Annotated in this window: 26 protein-coding genes and 1 riboswitch; of the genes, 13 read left to right on the top strand and 13 right to left on the bottom strand. The window is 70.8% G+C overall.

Annotated features, from left to right (window positions below; translation table 11 throughout):
* Positions 1-94: 94 nt before the first annotated feature.
* The gene (locus tag ACZ6JY_RS28265; RefSeq protein WP_469200209.1) at positions 95-1039 is read right to left on the bottom strand and encodes a hypothetical protein; all 945 of its coding nucleotides are present in this window, start codon (positions 1037-1039) and stop codon (positions 95-97) included.
* Between the two features lie 346 nt (positions 1040-1385).
* Here ACZ6JY_RS28265 and ACZ6JY_RS28270 point away from each other — a divergent pair, with 346 nt between their 5' ends.
* The gene (locus ACZ6JY_RS28270) at positions 1386-2750 is read left to right on the top strand and encodes an FG-GAP-like repeat-containing protein (protein WP_469200211.1); all 1365 of its coding nucleotides are present in this window, start codon (positions 1386-1388) and stop codon (positions 2748-2750) included.
* Between the two features lie 163 nt (positions 2751-2913).
* Here ACZ6JY_RS28270 and ACZ6JY_RS28275 read toward each other — a convergent pair whose 3' ends face one another.
* Positions 2914-3216, bottom strand: a complete 303-nt coding sequence (locus ACZ6JY_RS28275; RefSeq protein ID WP_469200213.1) for a hypothetical protein — start codon at positions 3214-3216, stop codon at positions 2914-2916.
* Positions 3217-3744: 528 nt separating this feature from the next.
* Here ACZ6JY_RS28275 and ACZ6JY_RS28280 point away from each other — a divergent pair.
* On the top strand, positions 3745-4254 hold the full coding sequence (locus ACZ6JY_RS28280; protein ID WP_469200215.1) for a hypothetical protein: 510 nt from the start codon (positions 3745-3747) through the stop codon (positions 4252-4254).
* Between the two features lie 262 nt (positions 4255-4516).
* On the opposite strand, the gene ACZ6JY_RS28285 is transcribed toward ACZ6JY_RS28280, so the two are convergent.
* A complete protein-coding gene (locus tag ACZ6JY_RS28285) occupies positions 4517-5023 on the bottom strand; it encodes a hypothetical protein (RefSeq protein WP_469200216.1) in 507 nt (168 codons plus the stop codon).
* Between the two features lie 105 nt (positions 5024-5128).
* Positions 5129-6745, bottom strand: a complete 1617-nt coding sequence (locus tag ACZ6JY_RS28290) for a family 20 glycosylhydrolase (protein WP_469200218.1) — start codon at positions 6743-6745, stop codon at positions 5129-5131.
* A 595-nt stretch (positions 6746-7340) separates the two neighbouring features.
* On the opposite strand from ACZ6JY_RS28290, the gene ACZ6JY_RS28295 reads away from it, so the two are divergent.
* The 8 genes from ACZ6JY_RS28295 to ACZ6JY_RS28330 all read left to right on the top strand — a co-directional run bounded on the left by ACZ6JY_RS28295 (position 7341) and on the right by ACZ6JY_RS28330 (position 14064).
* Positions 7341-8000 carry a 2-oxo-4-hydroxy-4-carboxy-5-ureidoimidazoline decarboxylase gene (locus ACZ6JY_RS28295; RefSeq protein WP_469200798.1) on the top strand — a complete coding sequence of 220 codons (660 nt, stop codon included), beginning with the start codon at positions 7341-7343 and terminating at the stop codon, positions 7998-8000.
* A gap of 170 nt (positions 8001-8170) precedes the next feature.
* Entirely contained in the window at positions 8171-8551 is a 381-nt protein-coding gene (gene sdhC, locus ACZ6JY_RS28300; RefSeq protein WP_076684883.1) for a succinate dehydrogenase, cytochrome b556 subunit, read from the top strand.
* Between the two features lie 8 nt (positions 8552-8559).
* Positions 8560-9063, top strand: coding sequence for a succinate dehydrogenase hydrophobic membrane anchor subunit (locus ACZ6JY_RS28305; RefSeq protein ID WP_469200220.1), 504 nt, complete (start codon positions 8560-8562; stop codon positions 9061-9063).
* A 16-nt stretch (positions 9064-9079) separates the two neighbouring features.
* Positions 9080-10834 (top strand): succinate dehydrogenase flavoprotein subunit, encoded by a 1755-nt coding sequence (gene sdhA / locus ACZ6JY_RS28310; RefSeq protein ID WP_469200222.1) that lies wholly within the window; start codon positions 9080-9082, stop codon positions 10832-10834.
* Positions 10834-11604 (top strand): succinate dehydrogenase iron-sulfur subunit, encoded by a 771-nt coding sequence (locus tag ACZ6JY_RS28315; RefSeq protein WP_469200224.1) that lies wholly within the window; start codon positions 10834-10836, stop codon positions 11602-11604. The genes sdhA and ACZ6JY_RS28315 overlap by 1 nt, the downstream gene beginning before the upstream one ends.
* 151 nt (positions 11605-11755) lie before the next feature.
* A complete protein-coding gene (locus tag ACZ6JY_RS28320; protein WP_469200226.1) occupies positions 11756-12406 on the top strand; it encodes a hypothetical protein in 651 nt (216 codons plus the stop codon).
* The gene (locus ACZ6JY_RS28325; RefSeq protein ID WP_469200228.1) at positions 12406-13485 is read left to right on the top strand and encodes a hypothetical protein; all 1080 of its coding nucleotides are present in this window, start codon (positions 12406-12408) and stop codon (positions 13483-13485) included. Before ACZ6JY_RS28320 ends, ACZ6JY_RS28325 begins: the two co-directional genes overlap by 1 nt.
* Before the next feature lie 132 nt (positions 13486-13617).
* A complete protein-coding gene (locus ACZ6JY_RS28330) occupies positions 13618-14064 on the top strand; it encodes a VOC family protein (RefSeq protein ID WP_469200230.1) in 447 nt (148 codons plus the stop codon).
* Between the two features lie 29 nt (positions 14065-14093).
* On the opposite strand, the gene ACZ6JY_RS28335 is transcribed toward ACZ6JY_RS28330, so the two are convergent.
* Positions 14094-15497: a metallophosphoesterase gene (locus ACZ6JY_RS28335; RefSeq protein ID WP_469200232.1), complete on the bottom strand. Its 1404-nt coding sequence runs from the start codon at positions 15495-15497 to the stop codon at positions 14094-14096.
* A 2-nt stretch (positions 15498-15499) separates the two neighbouring features.
* Positions 15500-15742, bottom strand: coding sequence for an SCO4848 family membrane protein (locus ACZ6JY_RS28340; RefSeq protein WP_055566125.1), 243 nt, complete (start codon positions 15740-15742; stop codon positions 15500-15502).
* A gap of 163 nt (positions 15743-15905) precedes the next feature.
* Here ACZ6JY_RS28340 and ACZ6JY_RS28345 point away from each other — a divergent pair, with 163 nt between their 5' ends.
* Positions 15906-17105 carry a D-alanyl-D-alanine carboxypeptidase family protein gene (locus ACZ6JY_RS28345; protein ID WP_469200233.1) on the top strand — a complete coding sequence of 400 codons (1200 nt, stop codon included), beginning with the start codon at positions 15906-15908 and terminating at the stop codon, positions 17103-17105.
* On the opposite strand, the gene ACZ6JY_RS28350 is transcribed toward ACZ6JY_RS28345, so the two are convergent.
* From ACZ6JY_RS28350 to ACZ6JY_RS28365, 4 genes are all read right to left on the bottom strand, one after another.
* Positions 17050-17949: a YihY/virulence factor BrkB family protein gene (locus ACZ6JY_RS28350; protein WP_469200235.1), complete on the bottom strand. Its 900-nt coding sequence runs from the start codon at positions 17947-17949 to the stop codon at positions 17050-17052. The two genes, ACZ6JY_RS28345 and ACZ6JY_RS28350, sit on opposite strands and share 56 nt — an antisense overlap.
* Positions 17937-18392: a GtrA family protein gene (locus tag ACZ6JY_RS28355; protein ID WP_469200800.1), complete on the bottom strand. Its 456-nt coding sequence runs from the start codon at positions 18390-18392 to the stop codon at positions 17937-17939. Before ACZ6JY_RS28355 ends, ACZ6JY_RS28350 begins: the two co-directional genes overlap by 13 nt.
* A 71-nt stretch (positions 18393-18463) precedes the next feature.
* Positions 18464-19432, bottom strand: a complete 969-nt coding sequence (locus tag ACZ6JY_RS28360; protein WP_469200237.1) for a decaprenyl-phosphate phosphoribosyltransferase — start codon at positions 19430-19432, stop codon at positions 18464-18466.
* A complete protein-coding gene (locus tag ACZ6JY_RS28365; RefSeq protein WP_469200239.1) occupies positions 19425-19946 on the bottom strand; it encodes a phosphatase PAP2 family protein in 522 nt (173 codons plus the stop codon). The genes ACZ6JY_RS28360 and ACZ6JY_RS28365 overlap by 8 nt, the downstream gene beginning before the upstream one ends.
* A gap of 206 nt (positions 19947-20152) precedes the next feature.
* Here ACZ6JY_RS28365 and ACZ6JY_RS28370 point away from each other — a divergent pair, with 206 nt between their 5' ends.
* Together ACZ6JY_RS28370 and ACZ6JY_RS28375 are read left to right on the top strand one after the other, a co-directional pair.
* Entirely contained in the window at positions 20153-21532 is a 1380-nt protein-coding gene (locus ACZ6JY_RS28370; RefSeq protein ID WP_469200241.1) for an FAD-binding oxidoreductase, read from the top strand.
* Positions 21533-21562: 30 nt separating this feature from the next.
* Complete coding sequence (locus tag ACZ6JY_RS28375; RefSeq protein WP_469200243.1) at positions 21563-22318, top strand: decaprenylphospho-beta-D-erythro-pentofuranosid-2-ulose 2-reductase; 756 nt, start codon at positions 21563-21565, stop codon at positions 22316-22318.
* A gap of 46 nt (positions 22319-22364) precedes the next feature.
* Here the strand turns inward: ACZ6JY_RS28375 and ACZ6JY_RS28380 are convergent, their stop codons facing one another.
* The 3 genes from ACZ6JY_RS28380 to ACZ6JY_RS28390 all read right to left on the bottom strand — a co-directional run bounded on the left by ACZ6JY_RS28380 (position 22365) and on the right by ACZ6JY_RS28390 (position 25531).
* A complete protein-coding gene (locus tag ACZ6JY_RS28380) occupies positions 22365-22946 on the bottom strand; it encodes a 2'-5' RNA ligase family protein (RefSeq protein ID WP_469200245.1) in 582 nt (193 codons plus the stop codon).
* Between the two features lie 89 nt (positions 22947-23035).
* Entirely contained in the window at positions 23036-24028 is a 993-nt protein-coding gene (trpS, locus tag ACZ6JY_RS28385; RefSeq protein WP_469200802.1) for a tryptophan--tRNA ligase, read from the bottom strand.
* Positions 24029-24232: 204 nt separating this feature from the next.
* On the bottom strand, positions 24233-25531 hold the full coding sequence (locus ACZ6JY_RS28390) for a serine hydroxymethyltransferase (protein WP_469200247.1): 1299 nt from the start codon (positions 25529-25531) through the stop codon (positions 24233-24235).
* A gap of 40 nt (positions 25532-25571) precedes the next feature.
* A riboswitch (ZMP/ZTP riboswitch) is annotated at positions 25572-25663 on the bottom strand.
* Positions 25664-25735 lie beyond the last annotated feature (72 nt).

Consider the following 25735-nt stretch of genomic DNA (forward strand, 5'->3'; position numbering starts at 1 on the left):
AGGCACGCCCGGCCGCGCACGTGCCCTCACGCTCACCAGCGTCAGTAGGGGTGGAAATGTCACAGGGGGGCGCACGCCGGGAGCGCCAAAAGCATCAGACCTCGAAGAGTGCGCCGTCGCCGCGGATGCGGGAGATGTCGATGGTCAGCGCCGCCGCCGGGGCCCGTGCGGCGACCGGCTCGTCGTACGCGGACATCCGCAGCTTCATGCTCTGGCCGCCGTCCTTCATCCCCTCGACGCCGAGGATGTACGGCTTGCCGGACGAGGCCACGTAGACCGTCGTCTCCTCACCGTCCCCGCCGTTCGCACCGTTCGCGCCGTCCCCGTCGTCCTCGGTCTCCACGAGTGGCGTGACATCGCGGCCGTAGCGCCGGGTCTCGGGCATGGCCCGGATGACGTCGTCCGCGGAGGGGCCGCCGACGATCTTGTCGGTCAGCTCGTCGAGGTCGCACTTCATCCCCGGTACGGCCGCTCCCCCACCCGCTCCTCCACCCGCTCCCCCACTCGCTCCCGCGGGGATCTTCAGGTACTTGCCGCGCGCGAGGTTGGTCCGCTCCCTGATGGTGGCCGCCCCGTCGGGCCCCCGCCGCTCACCCATCTCCCGGATGGCGTCGAGCGATGCGTCGGAGAACCGTACGTACGTGGCCTCCCCGGCGACCATGATGAGCTCGCCGCGCTGCGTGGGGCCCGCGTCGAAGGTGCCCGTGCAGTTGCTGTCGCGGTCCATGTGCAGCGTGACCTTCTGGTGGCCCTTCGGGGTGACCATGTCGACGCCGATGCGCACGGTGTCCGCCGTGCGGAGCAACTCCATGCCCTCCACGGCGAGTTCCTTGCCGCGCACCTCGTCGGCGGACGTGGCCTCCGCCGTGGTGGCGGGCGTGGCTTCGTCCAGCGTGCCGCCGGAGTACGTCACCTCGCCGTCCGCGCCGCACGCCGTGAGCGTGGTCGCCGCCGCGCCCAGGGCGAGGGTGAGCGCGACCGCGCGTCGCGGCCACCGCCCACGTATCGCAGCCGACCGGCCGTTCACACGCTGTGCCACCTGATCCCCCGCCCGAATCCCGGATTCCACCCGTCGTGCCGCAGCACAACTGTCACATGTCTCAGCGCGGCGGTCGGACGGGTCGTCACACCTGCGGCGTGCGGGATACGTCACTCGACAAAAGTCCGCCGCGAGTACAACCCTTTGACCCCTCGGTCAGTCGTACGAACTCGCTTGGTTTTTACCTGTCATTCACTAAGGGGTGGGGTACTTGAGCCCGCGCAAACCGCGTGAAAAGGCGCGTAGCACGCATGCGTACGGACCGTTGGGTCTGCGGCGCAGGGCGTGGCTGACGATCGGTGCCGTCGTGCTCGGGGGCGCGGGCGCGGTGCCGTGCGCAACGGCCATGGCTCCCGTCGCCTTCGCGGCCGAGGAGGAGGCCCCCGAGGCCCCCGAGACCGGCGACGGTGACTACAACGGCGACGGCATCACCGACCTGATAGCCGCCACCCCGAAGGCTTCGAGCAGCCGCGGCCGCGTCACGGTCGTCCCCGGCGGCCTCGACGGCCCGGTGGGCGGTTCGAAGATCTCCCTGACGCAGACCAGCACCGGCGTCCCCGGCGTATCCGAGGCCGGCGACGAGTGGGGCGCCGCGACCGCCTGGGGCGACCTGAACGGCGACGGCCACGCGGACCTCGTCATCGGCGCCCCCGGTGAGGACGACTCCTCGCACAAGGACCGCGGCGCGGTCACCATGCTGTACGGCCCGAAGTTCAGGTCCGGCACGGACATGCAGCTCTCGGCCGACTTCCACTACCCCGGCGCCAGGTTCGGCTCGGCGGTCGCGTCCGGCGACTTCAACGCCGACGGCAAGGACGACGTCTTCTCGGTGGCGACCGGCACGGGCGGCTCGTGGGCCGCGCGGCTCGACGCCGAACACGAGTCGGGCGGCAGCCTCACCCCGGGCGACACGGCGATCGCGTATCCCGACGCCGCGTCCGGCGACTTCAACCGCGACGGCTACGCGGACGTGGCGCTGACCTACCGCGACCAGGCAGGCAAGGGGAAGGTCGCCTGGTTCCGGGGCGGCCGCTCCGGGCTGAGCCGGGCCGGCGTGCTTTCCGTGCCGGGCGGCCGCTCGGTCGCCGTGGGCGACGTCAACGGCAACGGCTACGACGACCTGGTCATCGGCCAGCCGTACACCGCCGAGTCCGGCGCGCACGCGGGCGGGCAGGTGACGGTGGTCCCCGGCACGTCGACGGGCTTCACCACGACGGGCATGAGGACGGTCCACCAGGCGACGTCCGGCGTGCCGGGCGCCGCGGAGGCGGGCGACGCGATGGGCTGGTCGGTCGCGGCGGGCGACTACAACGACGACGGTTACGCGGACGTCCTGGCGGGCGCCCCGAACGAGGACATCACCCGCTCCGACAAGAACCGCAAGGACGCGGGCACTTCCCTCCTCCTGAAGGGCACCTCGTCCGGCCTCACAGGTACCGGCGCGAAGGCCTTCTCGCAGGACGAGCCCGGCGTCCCCGGCTCCACGGAGTCGGGCGACCGGCTCGGCACCTCGGTCACCCTGGCGGACCTCACGGGCAACGGCCGCGCGGACCTCGCGATCGGCGTCGAGGGCGAGGACTCGGCCGACGGCACGATCCTCCAGTTGGACAGCACCAGCTCGGGCGTCCCGGGTTCGAGCGGCGTCTACTACGGGCGTACGTTGCTGGGGACCCCGGCAGGGGCGAAGCTGGGCCAGGCACTTACGCCGTAGCGGTCCGGTACACGACATGTCGCGCCGCTCCCCGGCCGAACCGGGGAGCGGCGCCTCACGTTTGGCTGTTCAGCTCCACCACGGCAACCGGCTCGTCGCAGGCGCTCCCCTCACCGTATTGGAGGGCGGGCCGCTCCGCCTCTCCGTGAGGCCGGTTCCCCACTCAATCACGTGGGTACGACGACGCGCCCCGGCGCCGCCCGCCCGCACTCGGCCCGATCGGCCGCCCGCCACCGGCCGGCCGGCCCCGGAGTGTCCGGGGCGCGCGCCAACTGCCGTGACAGACGCCGGATTCCGCGGTGGGCGGCAGGGCGGCGTCCAGGGCGAGGACGTGCTCCGTCGAGAGCGTCTCCAGGGCCCGGCCCGCCGTGTCGTCCACGGCCGGGAAGTCGAGGACGTCCTGCTCGATCAGCGTGAGGTGCGGACGAGTCCGCGCAGGTATCCGAGAATTCCCGGGTGAACGCACCGATAGACGAAAGCGAAAGCGTCCTCGTCCCCTTCCCGCGCGTCAGCAGGGCCCGCGTCAGCCCTTGATCGCGATCCGTCGAACGGCGATGTACCCCACCCGGCGCCACGCTCTCCTCTTAACGCCGTCGGCACTGCCCACCGTGCCCGTGCCCTGCCTGCGCCCATGCTTCACGCTACACGGCTCACTAGAAGTCTCAAGAATTCACCGGCGTCGATATCACGCCGCGTGGCGCACACGGCCCGGCAAGGTGATGTAAAAGGTTTGGAGCGACACTTCGGAGCCGTCCGTTCCGCCCCGCTCAAGGCAATTGGAAGTCGACGACGCGGAGGCTTGCGACGGAGAAGTCGAGCGGTAACCGGTTCCGCGCGGTCACATGAGCGACAAATTATCAAGCGGAAGGCGCCTCTCTGCCATGACGGCTCCGGGCGGTGCCTCTTTTCAAACGAACAAGGCCTGCGTTTCATACAACCGTTGGCCCGCCTGAAGCGCCCCCTCCTGCAATTCACCTCTGGGAGACTGATCGCCGTGTCCAACTCATACGCGCAACCCATCCACAGAACGACCGAACTCGCGGATGGCCTACGCGTCGTTGAACAGTTGCTCGCCCTTGCCGACACCAGTCGCCTCGAAGTCGACTTCGAGGCCCGAGCCGGCTCGGAGCAGGCTCTGAAGCCGCTGATGGCCGTCCTCCCTGAAGCGGATCGCTGGACCGAGGAGGCCGCTTGGATGCAGAGCTGGGGCATGTCGCCGGACACCGTCCCGTCCCTCCTGCCGGTGGTGGGCGACACCCCCGCGGCGCTGCGGTGGGACTTCGACGGCTGGCCGGCGGCTCCCGAGGCCGGGCTGGGGGTGGGTGGCATCAGAGGCGCATTCGTGACGCTGTGCATGAATGTCCGCGACTTGGACCTGCTGGAACCCGCGGCCGATCACACGGTGTTCGTACATGTGAAGCAGATCGAGGCGGAACGGGCTCCATGGCTGGCCGCTCGTGTCGGCTGCCGGGTGATCGGGGATTTGATGATGGCTCCCCATTGATCCCACAGAACGCGGAGGGCGGCGCCGCCGTCGAGACGGCCGTCGCACTGCCGTGGCACAAGACGGTGCGTGTACCGCTCGGCGCGGGGGCGGCCGTCAGCATTCGGCTCGGGAAGCGTGGCGGCGAGGCCAGGTGTGCGCTTTCCGTCCGGGGTGAACACCGGGGGCGTGCCACCGCGTTCGGCTCCTACGGGCGTGCCACCTGCGCCGCCCGGCCGCCCCGGCCGCCGCGGCGGAGCGCCCGCTCAGCCGGCGGCGGGCGTTACTGCGGCACGACGCCGAGCCGGTCGAGGAAGCGGAAGAAGAGTTCCTCCGCCGATGGCTCGGCGTCGGCGTTCAGTACGTCGAGGAGCGGGGTCGCCCGTACCGTCCTGCCCGACTCGGCGGCCCAGGCGACCGCGCGCTGGGCGGCGTCGCGCGGTTCGAGGAAGTAGTCCTCCACGGTCAGGCCGCTGTCGCCGAGGTAGCCCGCCATGGCGTCGCGGGCCAGGCACGTGGTCCATGCCCCGCTCTCCGGCGCCGCGGCCTCGATGACCACGCAGTCGCTGTCCATCACGTAGCCGAAAAGGGCGGGCGCGCCGGTCTCCAGGGCGAGGGCGTTCATGTTGCCCACGTCGCGTCCGTCGTCGCCGCCCGGCACCTCCCAGACCTGCCAGCCGTCGGGCCGCTGTACCAGGAGGGCCAGTTCGTCCCGTACGCCCTCCACCGCCGCGAACTCCACGAGCGGCCGCTCGCTCTTGCCCACGACGTAGTAACCCCAGTAACCCATGTCGCGTCCCCCCGCAGTGCTCCGTGCCGTTCTCGGCCGAATACACCACAGACGTACGCGATCTCGCTACCGGTAGCGGGAAACTACGGGCCGGGGGACCGGCGGTTACCGGACCGTATCGGCGAGTTTCGCGAAATCGTTCCAGGACAGCGCGGGCTTTCTGGGGTCCCACAGCTTCTGGACGGTCGCCGCGAGCGGCATGCGGATGCCCTGTGCGACCTGCTCCTGCGTCTGCGACCCGGCCAGGTCGCACCAGACCGCGAACGAGCCGCCGAGGATCTGGTCGTCGTACTTCTCGCTCACCGGGCTCGTGCCGCGGATCACCCGCGGGGTCCAGCTCTCGTATATCCGCTGCCCGGTCGGATAGCGGAAGTCGTTGGGCTGGCCGAGCACGTAGTAGAGGTACTCGTCGTTGTAGTTGGTGAGCTTGCGGCCGGCCCGCAGGTATTCGTCGGGCTCGCGCGCGCCGATCTCCTTGCCGGTCCAGTACGCGACCTCCAGGTCGTCGGCCGCCTGGGTCTCGCCGCCCCGGAAGAAGCCGTCGTTCCAGGCCTTGAGCTTCTTGTCGAGCGGGCGCACAGCGTCCGCGCGGTCGTTGAGCCAGCCCGTCGTGAGGTCCTGCACGCGGGCGTTCGGCCCGTACCGCTCGCGGGCGGCGGCGGCGAGCTGCGGGAACGAGGCCTCGGGGTCCCGGACCGTCAGGGCGAGGTATTCGTCGGCGCCGAGATGCCAGTAGGCGCCGGGGAAGAGCTTGCCGTACTCCTTGAGCAGATCGTCCACTATCCGCCCGGCCTCCGGCTTCGATATGTCGACGGCTCCCTTGGTGGCGGCGCCCTGGACGTTCTTGAGCTGGAGGGAGGGGTGGGCGCGGATGACGGCGCCGAGGTGGCCCGGCGAGTCGATCTCCGGCACGACGGTGATGTGCCGGCTCTCGGCCAGCTTCAGGATGCGGCGGACCTGGTCCTTGGTGAGGTGGTCGGACGACACGATCTCGGGGTGCGAGTCCGACTCGATGCGGAAGGCCTGGTCGTCGGAGAAGTGCAGACCGAGCTGGTTGTACTTGAGGTCGCCGAGCTCGCGGATCCGGTCCTCGATCCACGAGGCGTCGAAGTGCTTGCGGGCGATGTCGATCATGAAGCCCCGCTGCGGCTTGGCGGGCCGGTCGCGCACGACACCCTCGGGGGCCGTCCCTCCGCCCTTCACCGCTTGCTTGAGGGTGCGGGTGCCGTAGAACACGCCTGCCTGGTCCGGGGCGGTGATCCGTACCGTCCGTCCCTCGACGGACAGGGTGTACGACTCGGGGCCGCCGCCCCGCGAATCCTTCGCGTCCTTGTTGAGCCGTAGTTCCACGTCGCCCTCGCGGGGCTTCTCGTCCCCCGCGTACCGGAGCTTCAGCTCGCCGGCGAGCAGGCGGCCCTCGTCCGCAAGGCCGTCGTCGCCCGTGACCACGCGGCCCTTGCCGTCGGGGCGCCAGCCGGGGCCGCGGGCCGGAGTGTGCTCCCGTACGGCGGGGATGGTGGCCGGGGCCTTCGAGAGCGCGTAGCTCTTGCCGGGCGTCGGGGTCTCCTTCGGGCTCGGGGCCGCCGCGGACTTCCCCGCCGATGGCCGGTTCTGCGGGGTGGAGGCACCGCCGGGCCACAGGGCCACGGTCAGCGCGGCGGCGACTGCGGCGGCCGTGACGCCCCCGGCCACGAGGGGGCCGCGCCGCGGTCCGGGGCTCACCGCTCGCTCCCGGGGGCGGCGGGCCGTTCCCGCGGGGGCGGGGATATGTGCTCGTCCTCGTCCTGCCGGACGCAGGCGCAGGCGCAGGCCCGCCGTACGTAGACCTGCCGGAGACAGACCTGCCGGAGACAGACCTGCCGGACACAGGCCCGCCGTACGCCGACCCGTCGCGTACAGACCCTTCGCGTACCGCCTCGCCGCCGAGCGGCATCGCAGGCACCAGCAGTCACAGCCATCGCACCAGAAGTCACAGCCATGCCCACCACGCTACGGCGCGTCCGCGCGGCTCACCCGTCCACCGGGAGGCCACCCCGAGGACCCCGAGGCCCCGACGCCCCGAGACCCCGAGAGTTCCGGCCCCCTCCCCACGCCGCCCCGACCACCCAACGTCCAAACCACGAGACGAAACTCGCCCATTCAGGTGAAATTCACTCGGCGGTCCGACGCCTTCAGCCCACGCTCGCTAGCGTGACTACCGACTCCCACATACGCGCCACCCCGCACCACCCCGCGCACTACCCCCACCACCGGTACCACCGCGCGCCCCCCTCCCCCCGCACCCCGTCCCCGACCGCCCCCTGCCCAGGAGCGCCCGCTGTCTCCGTACCGTCCTCCTCGACTCCCCGGTGACGTATCCCACGCCGCCCCTGTCGTCACGCCGGATCAGCTCAACTCCGCCGACCCGGACGCCGCGGAAGCCGCCCTCCTGACCTGCTGCGGCAGCCGCCGCTGGGCGCGTCGTATCGCTGCCCACCGGCCCTACCCCGACCTCGACGCGCTGCTCGCCGCCTCCGACGAAGCGTCGTACGACCTGCCGCCCTCCCATCTCGTCGAGGCGCTGACCTGCGAGCCTCTCGATCCAGGCGTTCCAGGCGTTCCGGGCGTTCCGGGTCACAGCGCGCCGCAGGGCACGTACGGCGCCGCGGACACCGCTCTGCGCGCCGCCCACGCCGCGTACGAGAGCCGGTTCGGACATACGTTCGTGATCTGTCTCGACGACGTCGACCCCGGTGAGGCCCTCGACCACCTGCTCTCCGGCATCCGGTCACGCCTCGGCAACGATCCGGACGAGGAGCGCGTCGTGGCCGCGGACGAGCTGCGCCGCCTCATCCGGGGCCGGCTCACCCGCCTCGTGCGCTCCACGGCCACCACGACCTGCGACGACGCCGGAAACACGGGCGCCGGGGCCCCAGGACACGCCCAACGCCCCACTCGCCCGCAATCGCGTCCTGATAGCCCGTACGTGCCTGTTTGATTGCCTGTTTGATCACACCTGCCGACCCGGGGCAAGGTCACCGACAACTCGTCGATACGATGACGAGCGGCCGGTGGACCGTACCCGGCCGGGCTCGACCGACAAACTGTGTGTCTAATCGGCAAAAAGTTGGCGGCCGGCCCCAATCCCCGCTCCCGGAGGGTTCTGCCGTGCCGGCTGGAACGCTGTATCGCGGCAGGGAAGGAATGTGGTCCTGGGTGGCTCATCGAGTCACCGGCGTCCTCATCTTCTTCTTCCTGTTCGTGCATGTGCTCGACACCGCTCTCGTCCGCGTCTCCCCGGAGGCGTACGACGATGTCGTCAGCACCTACAAGACGCCCCTCGTCGCACTCCTCGAGTACGGCCTGGTCGCCGCCATCCTCTTCCACGCCCTCAACGGCCTGCGCGTCATCGCCGTCGACTTCTGGTCGAAGGGTCCCCGCTACCAGAAGCAGATGCTCTGGACCGTTGTCGGCATCTGGGTCGTCCTGATGGTCGGGGCGCTCTACCCCGTCCTGGGCCACGCCGTCCGCGAAGTCTTCGGGAGCTGAGGCCAGACATGTCTTCTGACACCACGCTTGAGAAGTCCGGCTCGTCCGGTACGTCCGGAGTCGGTCCCGTCGAAGGAGCCTCGCTCTACGACGCCGACAACCCGGCCCCGGTCATCGAGCCGCCCCGCAAGCGCACGACCAAGACCCCGCGCTCGACCCGCGGCAACTTCGAGATGGCCGCATGGCTCTTCATGCGCCTCTCCGGTGTCGTCCTGGTCGTCCTCGTCCTCGGCCACCTGCTGATCCAGCTCGTGCTCGACGGCGGCGTCTCCAAGATCGGCTTCGCGTTCGTCGCGGGCCGCTGGGCGTCCCCGTTCTGGCAGGTCTGGGATCTGCTGATGCTGTGGCTCGCGATGCTGCACGGCGCGAACGGCCTGCGCACGGTCATCAACGACTACGCCGAGCGGCCGAACACGCGTCTGTGGCTCAAGGGCCTGCTGTACACCGCCACGGTGTTCACCATCCTTCTGGGCACGCTGGTGATCTTCACCTTCGACCCGAACATCCGCTAAAGCCGAGGCGACCCCAGTGAAGATTCACAAGTACGACACAGTCATCGTCGGCGCGGGCGGTGCCGGCATGCGCGCCGCCATCGAGGCGACGAAGCGCAGCCGCACCGCCGTGCTCACCAAGCTGTACCCCACCCGCTCCCACACGGGCGCCGCGCAGGGCGGCATGGCCGCCGCGCTCGCCAACGTGGAGGAGGACAACTGGGAGTGGCACACCTTCGACACGGTCAAGGGCGGCGACTACCTGGTCGACCAGGACGCCGCCGAGATCCTGGCGAAGGAGGCCATCGACGCGGTCCTCGACCTGGAGAAGATGGGCCTCCCGTTCAACCGCACGCCGGACGGGACGATCGACCAGCGCCGCTTCGGCGGTCACACCCGTAACCACGGCGAGGCCGCCGTGCGCCGGTCCTGCTACGCGGCCGACCGCACCGGCCACATGATCCTCCAGACGCTCTACCAGAACTGCGTCAAGGAGGGTGTGGAGTTCTTCAACGAGTTCTACGTCCTCGACCAGCTCATCGTCGAGGTCGACGGGGTCAAGAAGAGCGCGGGCGTCGTCGCGTACGAGCTGGCGACCGGCGAGATCCACATCTTCCAGGCCAAGGCCGTGATCTACGCGTCCGGCGGCACCGGCAAGTTCTTCAAGGTGACGTCCAACGCGCACACGCTCACCGGTGACGGCCAGGCGGCCTGCTACCGGCGCGGGCTGCCGCTGGAGGACATGGAGTTCTTCCAGTTCCACCCGACCGGCATCTGGCGCATGGGTATCCTCCTCACGGAGGGCGCCCGCGGTGAGGGCGGCATCCTCCGCAACAAGGACGGCGAGCGCTTCATGGAGAAGTACGCGCCGGTCATGAAGGACCTCGCGTCCCGTGACGTCGTCTCGCGCTCCATCTACACGGAGATCCGTGAGGGCCGCGGCTGCGGTCCCGCGGGCGACCACGTCTACCTCGACCTCACGCACCTCCCGCCGGAGCAGCTCGACGCCAAGCTCCCGGACATCACGGAGTTCGCGCGCACCTACCTCGGCATCGAGCCCTACACGGACCCGATCCCGATCCAGCCGACCGCGCACTACGCCATGGGCGGCATCCCGACCAACGTCGAGGGTGAGGTCCTCGCGGACAACACCACCGTCGTCCCGGGTCTGTACGCGGCGGGCGAGGTGGCCTGCGTCTCGGTGCACGGCGCCAACCGCCTGGGCACCAACTCGCTCCTGGACATCAACGTCTTCGGCAAGCGCGCGGGCATCGCCGCGGCCGAGTACTCCGCGAAGAACGACTTCGTCGAGCTGCCGGAGAACCCCGAGAGCCTCGTCGTCTCCCTCGTCGAGCAGCTGCGCGACGCCAAGGGCAACGAGCGGGTCTCCGTGCTCCGCACCGAGCTCCAGGAGACCATGGACGCCAACGTCATGGTGTTCCGCACGGAGCAGACGATCAAGACGGCCGTGGAGAAGATCGCCGAACTCCGCGCCCGCTACAAGAACGTCTCGATCCAGGACAAGGGCAAGCGCTTCAACACCGACCTCCTCGAGGCCGTCGAGCTGGGCAACCTGCTCGACCTCGCCGAGGTCATGGCGCAGTCGGCGCTCGCCCGCAAGGAGTCGCGCGGCGGTCACTACCGCGAGGACTTCCCCACCCGCGACGACGTCAACTTCATGCGCCACACCATGGCGTACCGCGAGGTCGGCGACGACGGCACGGAGACGATCCGTCTCGACTACAAGCCGGTCGTCCAGACCCGCTACCAGCCGATGGAGCGTAAGTACTGATGGCTACCCCGACCCTCACGAAGGAAGACGCCAAGCCCGAGGCGGGCTTCGCCGACTCCCCGTACATCACGGTCACCTTCCGCATCCGCCGCTTCAACCCCGAGGTCTCGGCGGACGCGGTCTGGGAAGACTTCCAGATGGAGATCGACCCCAAGGAGCGCGTCCTCGACGGCCTCCACAAGATCAAGTGGGAGCAGGACGGCACGCTCACGTTCCGCCGTTCCTGCGCGCACGGCATCTGCGGTTCCGACGCCATGCGGATCAACGGCAAGAACCGTCTTGCCTGCAAGACCCTGATCAAGGACATCAACCCGTCCAAGCCGATCACGGTCGAGCCCATAAAGGGGCTCACGGTCCTGAAGGACCTGGTCGTCGACATGGACCCGTTCTTCCAGGCCTACCGCGACGTCATGCCGTTCCTGGTGACGAAGGGCAACGAGCCGACGCGCGAGCGTCTTCAGTCCGCCGAGGACCGCGAGCGCTTCGACGACACCACGAAGTGCATCCTGTGCGCCGCGTGCACGTCGTCGTGCCCGGTGTTCTGGAACGACGGCCAGTACTTCGGCCCGGCCGCGATCGTGAACGCGCACCGCTTCATCTTCGACAGCCGTGACGAGGCGGGCGAGCAGCGCCTGGAGATCCTGAACGACAAGGACGGCGTGTGGCGTTGCCGCACGACGTTCAACTGCACGGACGCGTGCCCGCGTGGCATCGAGGTCACGAAGGCGATCCAGGAAGTGAAGCGCGCGCTGATCACCCGCCGCTTCTGATCCTGTTTCCTCCTGTACGTCCCATGGGCCCCGCTCCTCTTGGAGCGGGGCCCATGTGCGTACGCAACGCCCGCGGTTATAGCTTTGATCCGCTCGCGTCCCTCCCGCGGACGGCCCGTCCCCCCACGTTCTTACCTCTCTGGAGTCCCGAGTGAAGCACCCTCTCCGCCTCATGACGGCCGCGCTGACCGTGTCCGCGGCCCTGCTGTTGACCGCGTGCGGCTCGGGAGGCGGCGACGACGACGCCTCCGACGGGATCAAGGGGGCGGACGAGGGGGCCGGCAAGGCCTCCGCCTCGCCTTCCCCCGGCAAGAAGCCGGGCGGCGCGGACCGGCCGGAGATCAAACTGCCGGCCACGTTCAAGGCCGACTTCGTCGGCTGGACGAACAGTGATCCGAAGCTGCAGCAGATCCTGGACGACGGGCGCGAGGAGCTGCGGGCGAAGTACGCGGCGATCACCGAGGCGAACCCGCAGTCGGACGCCGTGACGTTCTACGACTCCGGCGCGTCCCTCACCACGGCCCGGAAGTGGATCAAGAGCTTCGTCGAGACCGATGACAGCCTGATCGGCTCGGTCAGGGCCTACAACCCCAAGGTTCACGTCAGCGACAACGGCGCAGGGGTGCTTTTCTACTGCGTCGACGAGCGCAAGTCGGCCACCAAGAACCGCAAGACGAAGAAGGTCACGGAGACTCCCGACAGCCCGGAATCTGTCCTGCAGTACCGGGCCAGGCTCACGAAATCGTCGCAGGGCGTGTGGCAGACCGTCTCCCTCGAGACGGTGGCGGGAGGCTGCAAGTGATGCGAGCCGTCTCCAGGACGAGCACCTTCCTCATCGCCGCTGCCCTCGCCACGACGTTGTGCCCGACGGCCGCCTACGCCATCGGGGACAAGGACAACCAGGCGCCGTCCGGCCCGTCCGGCCCGTCCGGTGGCGCCAGGGGCAACACGCTCATGGCCGGTGCGGGAACCACCAGCATCGAGGTCACACAGGTCAGCGGGGGCCGGGGAGGCGCGGCCGCCAAGCCCGTCGTGCCGGTGGACCCCAACTGGAAGCCTCCGGCCTGCTGGTACGAACCCGTGGCCACCTCCGCGCAGGTGAAGGCCGCCGTGGACCAGCTCAAGAAGACTCCCAACGAGAACCTCGTGCCGGTCACGCCCTCCCTGTACTGGGGAGAGCGGCTGATGGTCGACCACTACGAGAAGGGCAAGACCCAGTCCGACGGCGCCGAGGGCTACAAGAACTTCAACATGGGCAAGAAGGGGAAGTTCTGGCGCGGGGTCGTCAACCCGGACATGGAGGACGACCCGGAGGCGTACGACTGCGAGAAGAACCTCTTCTGGCAGGACGCCGGTACCGTCCCGAAGATCGCTCACGCCCCGACACCCGAAGTCCTCGCCTCGTACGCGTACAACCAGATCAAGGTCCCCGACACCAACGTCGAGATGAAGCCCCAGGGCAAGTCGACCGTGAACCTGCCGACCTGGATCTGGCTGGACAAGGGCAAGTTCGAGCCGGTCAAGGTCCGCGCCGAGTTGCCCGGGACGAACCTGTACGCGGAGACCACCGCCAAACCCGTGAGCCTCCACCTGGACCCCGGCACGGCGGACGCCGAGACGTTTCCCGCCGACGGCGAATGCGTGGTCAACGAGGACGGCAGCATCGGCACCCCGTACACGAAGGGCTCCTCGAAGGAGGACCCGCCGTGCGGCGTCACGTACCTGCGGGCCACCGGCGGCGAACCGTACCGGCTCAAGGCGTCCATCACCTGGGAGATCACCTGGGAAGGCACCGGCAACGCGGGCGGCGACCTGCCGAACGGCACCTTCGAGGGAGCCCAGGACGTCGGCGTCCAGGAGATCCAGTCCATCAACCGGTGACGGCCGCGCCGGACGGCGCGCCCGTGCCGCGGACGGCGCCCGTGCCGCCGGACGGCCGAAGATGGCGCCGCCCGGCGGCACGGCTCTCGCGCGCCTGCGTCCGCGCGGCGCCCGCCGTCCTACGCTGACGGAATGTCAGACAACCAGTCCGTCGGCCTGTCCGTTGACCAGTCCGCGGAGCCGTCCACCGCGCTGCTCGGCTTCGACAACGTCCTGTTCCCCGTCGGCGACCTCGGTGAGGCCGTCGGGTTCTACGAGCGGGCCGGCTTCCCCGTCGCCTTCCGGCTCGACGACATCGGGCTCGCGATCCTGAAGGTGGGCAAGGAGACGCCGGGCGTGCTGCTCCGCCTGGAGGACGGGATCGTCCCCCGTACGCCGCTGTGGCCCTCGCCCCGGCTCTGGCTGGAGGTCCCGGACGCGCGCGCCAAGGGGCGGGCCCTCGCGGACGCGGGCATCGTGCTCCTCGCCGAACCGTTCTCCGTGTCCACCGGATGGACCGTGGAGATCGCCGACCCGTGGGGCAACGTCATCGGCTTCACGGACTACCTCAAACGGCCCGAGCTGGCCCGCACCTCCTGAGGTCCCTGAGGTCCGGGCCGTGAGGCCCGTCAGGCGTGCCGCGAGGCCAGTTCGACGACCGTGATGTCCGAGGGCGCCCCGACCCGCACCGGCGGGCCCCACGCGCCCGCGCCGCGGCTCACGTAGAGCTGTGTGTCGCCGTACCGCTCCAGGCCCGCGAGCGTCGGGTTCGCCAGGTCGGCCACGAGGTTGCCCGGCCAGAGCTGGCCGCCGTGGGTGTGGCCGGAGAGCTGGAGGTCCACGCCGTGCTCGACGGCGTCGTGGATCACGATGGGCTGGTGGGCCAGCAGCACCGAGGCCCGCTCGCGGTCCCGGTCGCCGAGCGCCGCGGCGAAGTCGGGGCCCGCGCCCTCGTCCTCTCCGGCCACGTCGTCGACGCCCGCGAGGTCGAAGCCGGGCAGTTCGGTACGGGCGTTGCGCAGCGGGCGCAGGCCGAGTTCGCGTACGTGGTCGACCCATTCGTCGGCCCCGGAGAAGTACTCGTGGTTGCCGGTGACGAAGTACGCGCCGTGGCGCGCCCGCAGCCCGGCGAGCGGTGCCGCGGCCGGGCCGAGGTTCTCGACGCTGCCGTCCACCAGGTCGCCGACCACGGCGATCAGATCGGGCTGCGTGGCGTTGATCGTGTCGACCACGCGCTGCGTGAAGCCGCGGCCGAGGATCGGACCCAGGTGGATGTCGCTGACCACGGCGATCCGGAACCCGTGCGCGGCGCGCGGCAGTTTGGCCAGCGGGACGGTGAGCCGCTTGACCTTGGGGCCGCTGAGCACGCCGTACGTCCCGTACCCGACGGTCCCCACGGCGGCGGCCGCCGCGGCGCCCCCGACGATCCGGGAGACGAAGAGACGGCGGGAGGGCGCGGACGACACGGGCCGCTCGGACGCGGGTCGCTCGGATTCGGGCCGCTCGGATGCGGGTCGCTCGGACGCCGGTTCCTCCCGTACGGGCTCCTCCGGTACGAGTTCCTCCGGCGCGGGCTTCCCGGCAGCGCGCTCCCCGGAGGCCGGCTTCAGGGCAGCGGAAGCAGCCCCCGCGGCGACGGGCTCCTGCGCGGCGGCGGGCTGCTGTGCGGCGGCAGGCTCCTGCGCGGGGGGCGCCTCGCTGCCCCCGTGAGCCCTCCGCTCCAGCCCGCGGCGCAGCAGCGGACGTACCAACTCGCCCACGAGCAGCGCGAGCAGCAGGTAGAGCGAGAGGGCCATCCACATGAAGCCTGGCCAGGCCAGCACCTGTTGCAGCAGGAAGGGCGCTCCGGCCCGCTCGGCCACGAGGGCGGCGAACATCACCACCGGGGCGACGACGAACAGCACCGTGCCGGAGCGGCGGGCGAGCCCCGGCCCCGCGGTGGTGTCCCGCACCAGGCGGCGCCACGCGTACCAGTGCAGGGCCGCGAAGGCGGCGAGGACGAGAAGGCCCACGAGGACCGCGACGACGATCATGGCTATGACGTTCTCCGCAGAGCACGGACTCCACGGAACCCGATGGTCCCTACCACCGTCCCCAAGACAAAGGAGACAACGGCAAGCGTCAGGTGCACCCAGAAGTACCCGGTCGGGTTGTCCGCGTCGTCGAAGGCGAGCCCGCTGCCGTCCTTCCACAGGTTCTTGACGAAAGTGATCCAGATGAACCAGCTCCACACCCCGAAGGCGAGCAGGAACCATGAGACAGGGCGGCTGAGCTTCATACGCTCAGTATCGCGATCCGTCCTGTCGAACAACCGCCGGGGTGGGGACGTCATGACGGGGAGCACCTCGGCGCGGGTCTCCACAGCGGGGCCCTGTACGTTCACATCCGTGTCTGCCTCCAAAAAAGCCGCCTTGCTCCTCGCTTCCGCGACGTTGCTGACCATGTCGACCACGGCCCCCGCCTTCGCGGACGACAAGCCGGACGAGAACGGGCAGCCCAAGCCGCCCTCCTCCATGTCGACGGTCGGCGGTGCGAAGCTCGGCAGACCAGGCACCCAGGTGCAGCTCAAGCCGGGCGCCCCCGTGCTGCCCAAGGACCTCTCCGGGCGCTCCTGGATGGTGTCGGACGCGGAGTCGGGCGAGGTCCTCGCCGCGCACAACGCGCACTGGCGGCTGCCTCCGGCGAGCACCCTGAAGATGCTGTTCGCGGACACGGTCCTGCCGAAGTTCCCCAAGAGCCAGAAGCACAAGGTCGCGCTCTCCGACCTGGCCGGGATCGGCGCGGGCAGCAGCCTGGTCGGCATCAAGGAGAACGAGACGTACAGCGTCCACGACCTGTGGCTCGGCGTCTTCCTCCGCTCGGGCAACGACGCGGTGCACGTCCTGTCCGCGATGAACGACGGCGTCAAGCAGACCGTCAAGGACATGCAGGAGCACGCCGAGGAGCTCCAGGCGCTCGACACACACGTCGTCTCGCCCGACGGCTACGACGAGAAGGGGCAGGTCTCCTCCGCGTACGACCTGACGCTGTTCGCCCGGTCGGGGCTCCAGAAGAAGGACTTCCGCGAGTACTGCTCGACGGCCACCGCCCAGTTCCCCGGTGAGACGAAGAAGGTCACCAAGGGCAAGGACAAGGGCAAGACCAAGCGCGGGTCCTTCGGGATACAGAACACCAACCGGCTGCTCACCGGGGCCGACGGAGTCAGCCCCTACAAGGGCATCGCCGGGGTCAAGAACGGCAGCACCACGAACGCGGGCAACACGTTCACCGGGGTCGCCGAGCGCGACGGCAAGGTCCTCCTCGTGACCGTCATGAACCCCTCGTCCGGAGAGCCGCACGCGCTCTACGCGGAGACCGCGCGGCTCTTCGACTGGGGCTTCGCGGCCGCGGACAAGGTCGAGCCCGTGGGTGAGCTCGTCGCGCCGAAGGGGGCGACCGGTTCGGGCAAGGGCGCTCCCGGCGGCAAGAGCGGCGGCGCCGCGGCGAACATGGCGCACGCCTCGGACAAGGGCGGCGGCGGCATGGGTGTCGCCCTCGCGGTGACGGGCGGCGTGGTCCTGGTGCTCGGTGCGGGTGCCTTCGTGCTCAGGCGCCGGATGCCGCTCCCGGGGCAGGCCGGCCGGCGGACTCCGCAGGACTGACGGCGCGCGTCGCCGTCCAGGCGGCGCAGAACAGCAGCAGCTTCGCCGTGAAGCTGATCCACAGGAGCAGCGCTACGGGGACTCCGAAGGCCCCGTACATGCTCTTCGAGGCGACGCCCTTCATGTAGCCGCCGAGGAGCAGCTTGAGCAGTTCGAAGCCGACGGCGCCGATCAGGGCGGCGGTGACGAGGTCGCGGCGGTGCGGCTGTACTCCGGGCAGCAGCGTCAGGACGTAGAGCAGCAGCAGGAAGTCAGCGAGGACGGCGATCGCGACCGCGATGGCCCGGAGCAGCACGGTTCCCCAGCCGGTCTCGTCGATGCCGATGAGGCGGGCCGTCCAGCCGACGGCGACGGAGGCGAGGCCGGACGCGGCGAACGAGGCGAGGCCCGCGCCGCCGAGCCCGATGAGCACCACGGCGTCCTTGGCCTTGCGCAGGACGGGGTTCTCGTCGTCGTCCTCGCACTCCCAGACGGCGCGCAGGCACTCCCGCATGGAGCCGACCCAGCCGATGCCGGTGAAGAGCAGCAGGGCGCCCGCGATGAGGCCGACCGTGCCCGCGTTGGCGACGAGGGCGTCCAGGTCCAGTTGGTCGGAGATGCCGGGCACCTGCTCGGCGAGCTTGTCCTTGAGGGTGTCCTGCTGCTTCGTGGAGAGGGTCGCCGCGGCGACGGCCGCGGCGACGGTGAGCAGGGGGAACAGTGCCAGGAAGCTGATGAAGGTCATCGCGGCGGCGAGGCGTGTCCAGTGGACCTCGTCGAGCCGTTCGTACGCGTGCCACGCGTGCGTGCGCATGCCCTTCTCCACCAGCGGCCCGATGCCGGGCAGTCTCTTCAGCCAGTCCATGACGCCTCCCTGCCTGCTTTCGCGCCCGGGGTCCCCGACGTCTCATGGGGCACCCGGAAGACCAGGGTGCGTGTACCCCAGAATCGCAGGGCGGTGGCGAGGACCATGCCGACCCCCGCCCCGGAGACGGTGTCGGCGCGCTGCGAGGTGAGGCCGAGGCCGTAGTGCGACACGGCGATGCAGAGCAGTTGGACGAGGGCGCCCGCGATGTTGACGGCGAAGAAGACGACGTACTGGCGCAGCCGTGACGCCCGGGCGGCCTTGCGCCGGTAGGTGCCGAGCGCGTTGCCCGCGTACGCCACGGAGCAGCCCGCGACGAAGGAGAGGGCCTTGGCGGTCAGCGGGTCGAGGCCCACGGGGCCGCGCAGCCAGATGAAGAGGCCGAGGTCGGCCGCGTAGGCGCAGGCACCGGCGGCGGCGAAGCCGAGGAGTTCGGGTCCCATCGCCCGCAGCCGCTCGCGCCGTGAGGGCCTGGCCCGCTTCCGGCCGGGTTCCGGCGGCGGGTTGGGCGGTGTCACCAGTCCGCGACCGCGAGGCCGTACATGGCCGCCCACACGAGGCCGATCACGGCCAGCGCCCTGTCGCGCAGGACGACGTCCTCCGGTTCGCCCGCGGTGCCCCGGTCGGCGAAGACGGCGTAGCGCAGGACCGCGAGGATGAAGGCCGTCACGGACAGCTGGCGCCAGGGCAGCGTGCCGCCGTCGGCGGTGCCGCCCTCCTCCATGGCCCACAGGCAGTACGCGAGGACGGCGACCCCGGCGGCGAGCTGCCATACGAAGCGCAGGTAGCCGGTGGTGTATTCGGTGAGCAACGCGCGCGTGGCGCCCGGTTTCCCGGAGGCCGCCGACATCTGGACGGCTTCGGAGTAGCGCTTGGCGGAGACCATGAAGAGCGCGCCGAAGCCCGTGGTGATCAGGAACCACCGCGAGAGCGGGATGTCGAGCGCGAGGCCGCCGATCATGGCGCGCATCAGGAAGCCCGTCGTGACGATCGTGAGGTCGACGACGAGGACGTGCTTGAGGCTGACGCAGTAGGCGAGCTGCATGACGACGTACGCGGCCAGGAGCGCCGCGGTCAGCGGGGTGCACAGGACGGCGGCGGCGGTGGGCGCGAGGACGGCGAGGAGACCTCCCACCGCGTACGCGACGGGCACCGGCACCTGTCCCGCGGCCACCGGTCTGCGGCATTTGGTGGGGTGGGCGCGGTCGGCTTCCGCGTCCCGCGCGTCGTTGATCAGGTAGACGGCGGACGCGGCGGCGGTGAACAGCGTGAAGACGATGACGAGTTGGACGGCCGCGTGGCGCGAGAACAGCTCGCCCGCCGCCGCGGGGGCGGCGACGACCAGGACGTTCTTCACCCACTGGCGGGGCCGCGCGGTCCTCAGGAGCCCCAGCGGCAGGCTGCCGGCGCCCGGCTGGGGCGGGCTCGGCCCCTCGAGGACGCCCGTGGAACGCTCGGGCACGGCTGCGGAACGCTCAGGCACGGCTGCGGCCTCCGTTCATCCAGGTGGCTCCCAGGCGGGCGGTGAGCGCGCCGAGGGCAGCGCCCGCGGCCACGTCCGAGGGGTAGTGGACGCCGACGACCATCCGGGAGACGCACACGGCGGCGGCCAGCGGCGGCACGAGCCGGGCCCCCGCGGGGCGCAGCGCGCCGTACGCGACGACGGCGGCGGCCGAGGACGTGGCGTGGGAGCTGGGGAAGGAGTGCCGGCCCGCGGTGCGCACGAGGGGCGGTACGCCGCCCGGGCTGTCCGGGCGCGGCCTGCGGACGATCCTCTTGAGGCCCATGCTCGCCACATGGGCTGCGGCGGTCAGCACCGTGCCGCGCAGCCAGGCACCGCGCCGCTCGCCGTCCACGGCGGCGCCCATGAGCCCGGCGGCGATCCACAGGGCGCCGTGTTCACCGCCCCGGGACAGGGCGCGTGCGGCGGCCGCCACGCGCGGGTCGGTGCCGCAGTCGCGCAGGGCCGACAGCAACCGGTGGTCCATGTCGTGCATGTGGCCTCATTTTCGAAGACGTTCGACGACGTTCGAGCGACGATGTCCGAGGGCTGGGCATCTCTTCATCTGGGCTGTTCAACTCTCCAAGGCGTCAGCCCGATTATTAGGTCAATACGGGGTGACACTCCCCTAATCACCCATTTCGGTGAGAGCGCGGACGATTCTTAGCAAATCCCCTCTAGTCGGGCGCTACCGTCGTGGTCATGCCTGCCGACTCCCCCGCCCTGGCGCCCTTCGAAGCCGTCTCCGTCTCCGGCTGGGGGCGTACGGCCCCGACCACCGCGCGGCTGGTGAGACCCCGTACGCAGGAGGAGGCGGCGGCCGCCGTGCGCGACTGCGGGGAGCGCGGCGGCATCGCCAGGGGCCTCGGCCGGGCCTATGGGGACGCCGCGCAGAACGCGGGCGGCGACGTCTTCGACATGACGGGCCTCGACCGGGTCCACACCATCGACGCCGACGCGGGCACCGTCGTCTGCGACGCGGGCGTCTCGCTGCACCGCCTGATGGAAGTCCTGCTCCCCCTCGGCTGGTTCGTGCCCGTGACGCCAGGCACGCGCTACGTCACGGTCGGCGGGGCCATCGGCGCCGACATCCACGGCAAGAACCACCACGTCTCCGGCGCCTTCGCCCGCCACGTCCTCGCGATGGACCTGCTGACGGCCGACGGCACGGTCCGCACCGTCACACCCGGCACCCCCCTCTTCGACGCCACGGCGGGCGGCATGGGCCTGACCGGTGTGATCCTCTCGGCGACCGTGCGGCTCCAGCCGGTCGAGACGTCCCTGATGAGCGTCGACACCGAACGCGCCACGGACCTCGACGACCTGATGGCCCGTCTCACCGCCACCGACGACCGCTACCGCTACTCGGTGGCCTGGATCGACCTCCTCGCCCGCGGCGCGGCCATGGGCCGGGCGGTCCTCACCCGCGGCGACCACGCCCCCCTCGACGCCCTCCCGGCCCGGGCACGCGCGCGCAGGGCACCCCTCGCGTTCCGCCCGGGGCAGCTCCCCGCCGCGCCCTCCTTCGTCCCCGAAGGGCTCCTCGGCAGGACTTCGGTGGGCCTCTTCAACGAACTCTGGTACCGCAAGGCGCCCCGCTGGCGCACCGGAGAGCTACAGAAGATCTCCACCTTCTTCCACCCCCTGGACGGCGTCCCGCACTGGAACCGCGTCTACGGCCGCGGCGGCTTCGTGCAGTACCAGTTCGTCGTCGGACACGGCCAGGAAGAGGCCCTGCGCCGCATCGCGCGCCGCATCTCCGAGCGCGGCTGCCCGTCCTTCCTCGCCGTCCTGAAGCGCTTCGGCGAGAGCGACCCGGGGTGGCTGTCCTTCCCGGTGCCCGGCTGGACGCTCGCGCTCGACATCCCGGCGAACCTGCCGGGGCTCGGCGCCTTCCTCGACGAGCTCGACGAGGAGGTGGCCGCCGCCGGCGGACGCGTCTACCTCGCCAAGGACTCGCGGCTGCGGCCCGAGATGCTCGCCGCGATGTACCCACGCCTCGACGACTTCCGCGCCCTGCGGGCCGAGCTCGATCCGCGCGGCGTGTTCCGCTCGGACCTCTCGCGCCGCCTCGCCCTCTAGGAGACCCCGCCCGCTAGGAGATCGGTACTCATGAAAGACGCCTTCGGCACCCCCCAGTCCCTGCTCGTCCTCGGCGGCACCTCCGAGATCGGTCTCGCCACCGCGCGGCGCCTCGTCGTCCGCCGCACCCGCACCGTCTGGCTGGCGGGACGCCCGTCACCGGCCCTGGAGGAGGCCGCGGCCGGGCTGCGCGACATGGGCGCCGACGTGCGTACCGTCGCCTTCGACGCGCTCGACCCCGAGTCCCACGAGGAGGCCCTCGGCAAGGTCTTCGCCGAGGGCGACATCGACATGGTGCTGCTCGCCTTCGGCGTCCTCGGCGACCAGGCGCGCGACGAGGACGAGCCCCTCTCGGCGGTGCGCGTCGCCCGGACCAACTACACCGGAGCCGTCTCCTCGGGCCTGGTCTGCGCGCGGGCCCTCCAGTCCCAGGGCCACGGCTCCCTGGTGGTGCTGTCCTCGGTGGCGGGCGAGCGGGCGCGCCGCTCCAACTTCATCTACGGCTCGAGCAAGGCCGGTCTCGACGCCTTCACCCAGGGCCTCGGCGACGCGCTGCACGGCACCGGGGTGCACGTCATGGTGGTGCGCCCCGGCTTCGTCCGCTCGAAGATGACGGCGGGCCTTGAGGAGGCCCCCATGTCGACCACGCCCGACGCGGTCGCGGCGGCCATCGAGACGGGGCTGCGACGGCGCTCGGAGACGGTGTGGGTGCCCGGCATGCTGCGGGTGGTCATGTCGGCGCTCCGGCACCTGCCGAGGCCGCTGTTCCGGCGCCTGCCGATCTGACGGTCCCACGGGGACGCCACCGGCGCGGCCGGGCCGGCCACCGGGGTCAGCGAGTGGGCAGCGTGTCCCGGGCCGCCGGGGACGGGGTCTGGTGAGGCACCAGGGGGCCGCCGAAGTCGAACTCGCGCAGCTTGCGCCAGATGCCGTCCTGGCCCTGTTCGTAGAGCGCGAAGCCGGTGCAGGGCCAGGCGGCCTCGTACTCCGAGAGCTCCGCGTACGCCCGGTCCATGGCCTCCTCGGAGATGCCGTGGGCCACCGTGACGTGCGGGTGGTACGGGAACTGCAGTTCGCGGGCCATCGGCCCCGACGCGTCCCGCACCCGCTTCTGGAGCCAGGAGCAGGCCGCGCCGCCCTCCACCACCTGCACGAAGACGACGGGCGACAGCGGCCGGAACGTGCCCGTCCCCGAGAGGCGCATCGGGAAGGGCCGCCCGGCCGCGGCGACCGACATCAGATGCGACTCAACCGCGGGCAGCGCGGACGCGTCCACCTCGGTGGGAGGCAGCAGGGTCACATGCGTGGGAATGCCGTGCGCCGCGGGGTCCCCGAAGCCCGCGCGCCGCTCCTGGAGCAGGCTGCCGTGTGGCTCCGGGACCGCGATCGAAACACCGATCGTTACGGTCCCCACGTCGTACTCCTGTCGTCGTGTCGATGGGCAGGGGGCGCTGCTCGCCGTGCAGCGCGGGTGCGGTTGTCGTGCTCGGTGTCTGTCGGGACTCAGTGCTTGGCGGGCAGGAAACCCACCCGGTCGTACGCCTGCGCGAGAGTCTCGGCGGCGACGGCACGGGCCTTCTCCGCTCCCTTGGCCAGTATCGAGTCGAGCGTCTCCGGGTCGCCAAGGTACTCCTGCGTGCGGTTCCGGAACGGGGTCACGAACTCGACCATGACCTCGGCGAGGTCGGTCTTGAGCGCACCGTAGCCCTTGCCGGCGTACTTCTGCTCAAGTTCCGCGATACCGGCGCCGGTGAGGGTGGAGTAGATGCTGAGGAGGTTGCTGATGCCCGGCTTCTCGGCCACGTCGTAGCGGATGACGGTGTCCGTGTCGGTGACGGCGCTCTTGACCTTCTTGGCGGTCGCCTTGGGCTCGTCCAGGAGGTTGATCAGGCCCTTCGGCGTGGACGCCGACTTGCTCATCTTGATCGACGGGTCCTGGAGATCGTAGATCTTCGCCGTCTCCTTGAGGATGTACGCCGACGGCACGGTGAACGTCTGACCGAGGCGGCTGTTGAAGCGCTCGGCCAGATCGCGGGTCAGTTCGATGTGCTGGCGCTGGTCCTCGCCGACCGGGACCTCGTTCGCCTGGTAGAGCAGGATGTCCGCGACCTGGAGGACCGGGTACGTGAAGAGGCCCACCGAGGCCCGGTCGGCGCCCTGCTTGGCCGACTTGTCCTTGAACTGCGTCATCCGGGAGGCCTCGCCGAAGCCGGTGAGGCAGTTCATGACCCAGGCGAGCTGGGCGTGCTCGGGGACGTGGCTCTGGACGAAGAGCGTGCAGCGCTCGGGGTCGACTCCCGCGGCGAGCAGCTGGGCCACGGCGAGGCGGGTGTTGGCGCGCAGCTCCGCGGGGTCCTGCGGGACCGTGATGGCGTGCAGGTCCACCACCATGTAGAAGGCGTCGTGGGTCTCCTGGAGTGCGACCCACTGGCGCACGGCGCCGAGGTAGTTGCCGAGGTGGAACGAGCCGGCGGTGGGCTGGATCCCGGAGAGCACACGAGGACGTTCAGAGGCCATGAGGCCCATTCTCTCAGGTGACTCTCATAACTCGGAAACAGGTGTGCGGCGGGTGGGGGCCGATTCGACCCGACCGGTGCATCCGGGGTGACGAGGAACACAGTCCCGCCGTTCCGGCGCCGGGAGCCCCCGGAGGGGAGGCTCCCGGCAGGAGCCGGCGTACGGGACGGGGGCGGGCGTCGGTTACGTCGGCAGGCCCGGCGCGGGGTGGGCGGACATCAGGTCGGCGACCTCGGCCCTGATCTTCGTCAGCGCCTCCTCGTCCCCGGTACGGCCCGCGGCGACACCGCGGTCGATCCAGCCGGCGACGGTCTCCATGTGTTCCGTGCCGAGCCCGCGGGAGGTGAGGGAGGGGGTGCCGATGCGGACGCCCGAGGGGTCGAAGGGCTTGCGCGGGTCGAACGGCACGGTGTTGTGGTTGACGACGATCCCGGCCCGGTCGAGGGCCTTCGCGGCGATCTTGCCGGGGACGTCCTTGGGGGTGAGGTCCATCAGGATCAGATGGTTGTCGGTGCCGCCGGAGACCAGGTCGAAACCGCGGGTGAGCAGGGCCTCGGCGAGGGCCTGAGCGTTGGCGACGACCGCGTGGGCGTAGTCGCGGAAGGAGTCCCTGGACGCCTCGTGGAGCGCGACCGCGATGGCGGCGGTGGTCTGGTTGTGCGGGCCGCCCTGAAGGCCGGGGAAGACCGCCTTGTCGATGGCCTTGGCGTGCTCCTCGCGGGACATCAGCATCGCCCCGCGCGGGCCGCGCAGGGTCTTGTGGGTGGTCGTGGAGATCACGTCGGCGTGCGGGACCGGCGAGGGGTGGGCGCCGCCCGCGATCAGGCCGGCGATGTGCGCGATGTCGGCGACCAGGACGGAGCCGGCCTCGCGGGCGATCTCGGCGAAGGCGGCGAAGTCGATGGTGCGGGGCAGGGCGGTGCCGCCGCAGAAGATCAGCTTCGGGCGCTCCTTCAGGGCGAGGTCGCGGACCTCGTCGAAGTCGATGCGGCCCGTGTCCTGGCGCACGCCGTACTGCACGCCCCGGAACCACTTGCCCGTGGCGGAGACGCCCCAGCCGTGGGTGAGGTGGCCGCCCATGGGCAGCGCCATGCCCATCACGGTGTCGCCGGGCTCGGCGAAGGCTAGGTAGACGGCGAGGTTGGCGGGTGAGCCGGAGTAGGGCTGGACGTTGGCGTGCTCGACGCCGAAGACGGCCTTGGCGCGGGCGACGGCCAGGCGCTCGACGGGGTCGATGTTCTGCTGGCCCTCGTAGTACCGGCGGCCCGGGTAGCCCTCGCTGTACTTGTTCTGGAGGACGGTGCCCGAGGCTTCGAGCACGGCGGAGGAGACGTAGTTCTCGCTGGGGATCATGCGCAGCGTGTCGGCCTGGAGCTGCTCCTCGGCGCCGACGAGGGCGGCGAGCTCCGGGTCCTCGGCGGTGAGGGCCGGGTGGTGCGCGGCGGCCGTGTGCCGCGTGGGGGAAGAGGAAGGGGGCGTCATGGCGTCCTCCGGGGCGAGCGGTCAGTGTCCGGTCGTGGTCCCGGGGTGCCCAGGCGGGCGGCACCTCGAAGGTCTGGCCTCCGCACGGCTTCCTCGGGGTCCGTTCCCCGTACGCCAGTCGCCGTGCTGTCGAGCCCACCTTAGCGGCCACGCCGGTAAGGCACGTTTCCCCGTCCGGGATGTGAGCGACGATAGAACGTGGCC

The organism is Streptomyces sp. NPDC046335, assembly GCF_055587985.1.

Coding starts and splice junctions, on each gene's coding strand:
- ACZ6JY_RS28270 (WP_469200211.1), top strand. CDS start 1,386: ATGGCTCCCGTCGCCTTCGCGGCCGAGGAGGAGGCCCCCGAGGCCCCC.
- ACZ6JY_RS28285 (WP_469200216.1), bottom strand. CDS start 5,023: ATGGGTTACTGGGGTTACTACGTCGTGGGCAAGAGCGAGCGGCCGCTC.
- ACZ6JY_RS28305 (WP_469200220.1), top strand. CDS start 8,560: ATGTCTTCTGACACCACGCTTGAGAAGTCCGGCTCGTCCGGTACGTCC.
- ACZ6JY_RS28315 (WP_469200224.1), top strand. CDS start 10,834: ATGGCTACCCCGACCCTCACGAAGGAAGACGCCAAGCCCGAGGCGGGC.
- ACZ6JY_RS28325 (WP_469200228.1), top strand. CDS start 12,406: ATGCGAGCCGTCTCCAGGACGAGCACCTTCCTCATCGCCGCTGCCCTC.
- ACZ6JY_RS28330 (WP_469200230.1), top strand. CDS start 13,618: ATGTCAGACAACCAGTCCGTCGGCCTGTCCGTTGACCAGTCCGCGGAG.
- ACZ6JY_RS28335 (WP_469200232.1), bottom strand. CDS start 15,497: ATGATCGTCGTCGCGGTCCTCGTGGGCCTTCTCGTCCTCGCCGCCTTC.
- ACZ6JY_RS28340 (WP_055566125.1), bottom strand. CDS start 15,742: ATGAAGCTCAGCCGCCCTGTCTCATGGTTCCTGCTCGCCTTCGGGGTG.
- ACZ6JY_RS28345 (WP_469200233.1), top strand. CDS start 15,906: ATGTCGACCACGGCCCCCGCCTTCGCGGACGACAAGCCGGACGAGAAC.
- ACZ6JY_RS28350 (WP_469200235.1), bottom strand. CDS start 17,949: ATGGACTGGCTGAAGAGACTGCCCGGCATCGGGCCGCTGGTGGAGAAG.
- ACZ6JY_RS28355 (WP_469200800.1), bottom strand. CDS start 18,392: ATGGGACCCGAACTCCTCGGCTTCGCCGCCGCCGGTGCCTGCGCCTAC.
- ACZ6JY_RS28365 (WP_469200239.1), bottom strand. CDS start 19,946: ATGCACGACATGGACCACCGGTTGCTGTCGGCCCTGCGCGACTGCGGC.
- ACZ6JY_RS28370 (WP_469200241.1), top strand. CDS start 20,153: ATGCCTGCCGACTCCCCCGCCCTGGCGCCCTTCGAAGCCGTCTCCGTC.
- ACZ6JY_RS28375 (WP_469200243.1), top strand. CDS start 21,563: ATGAAAGACGCCTTCGGCACCCCCCAGTCCCTGCTCGTCCTCGGCGGC.
- ACZ6JY_RS28390 (WP_469200247.1), bottom strand. CDS start 25,531: ATGACGCCCCCTTCCTCTTCCCCCACGCGGCACACGGCCGCCGCGCAC.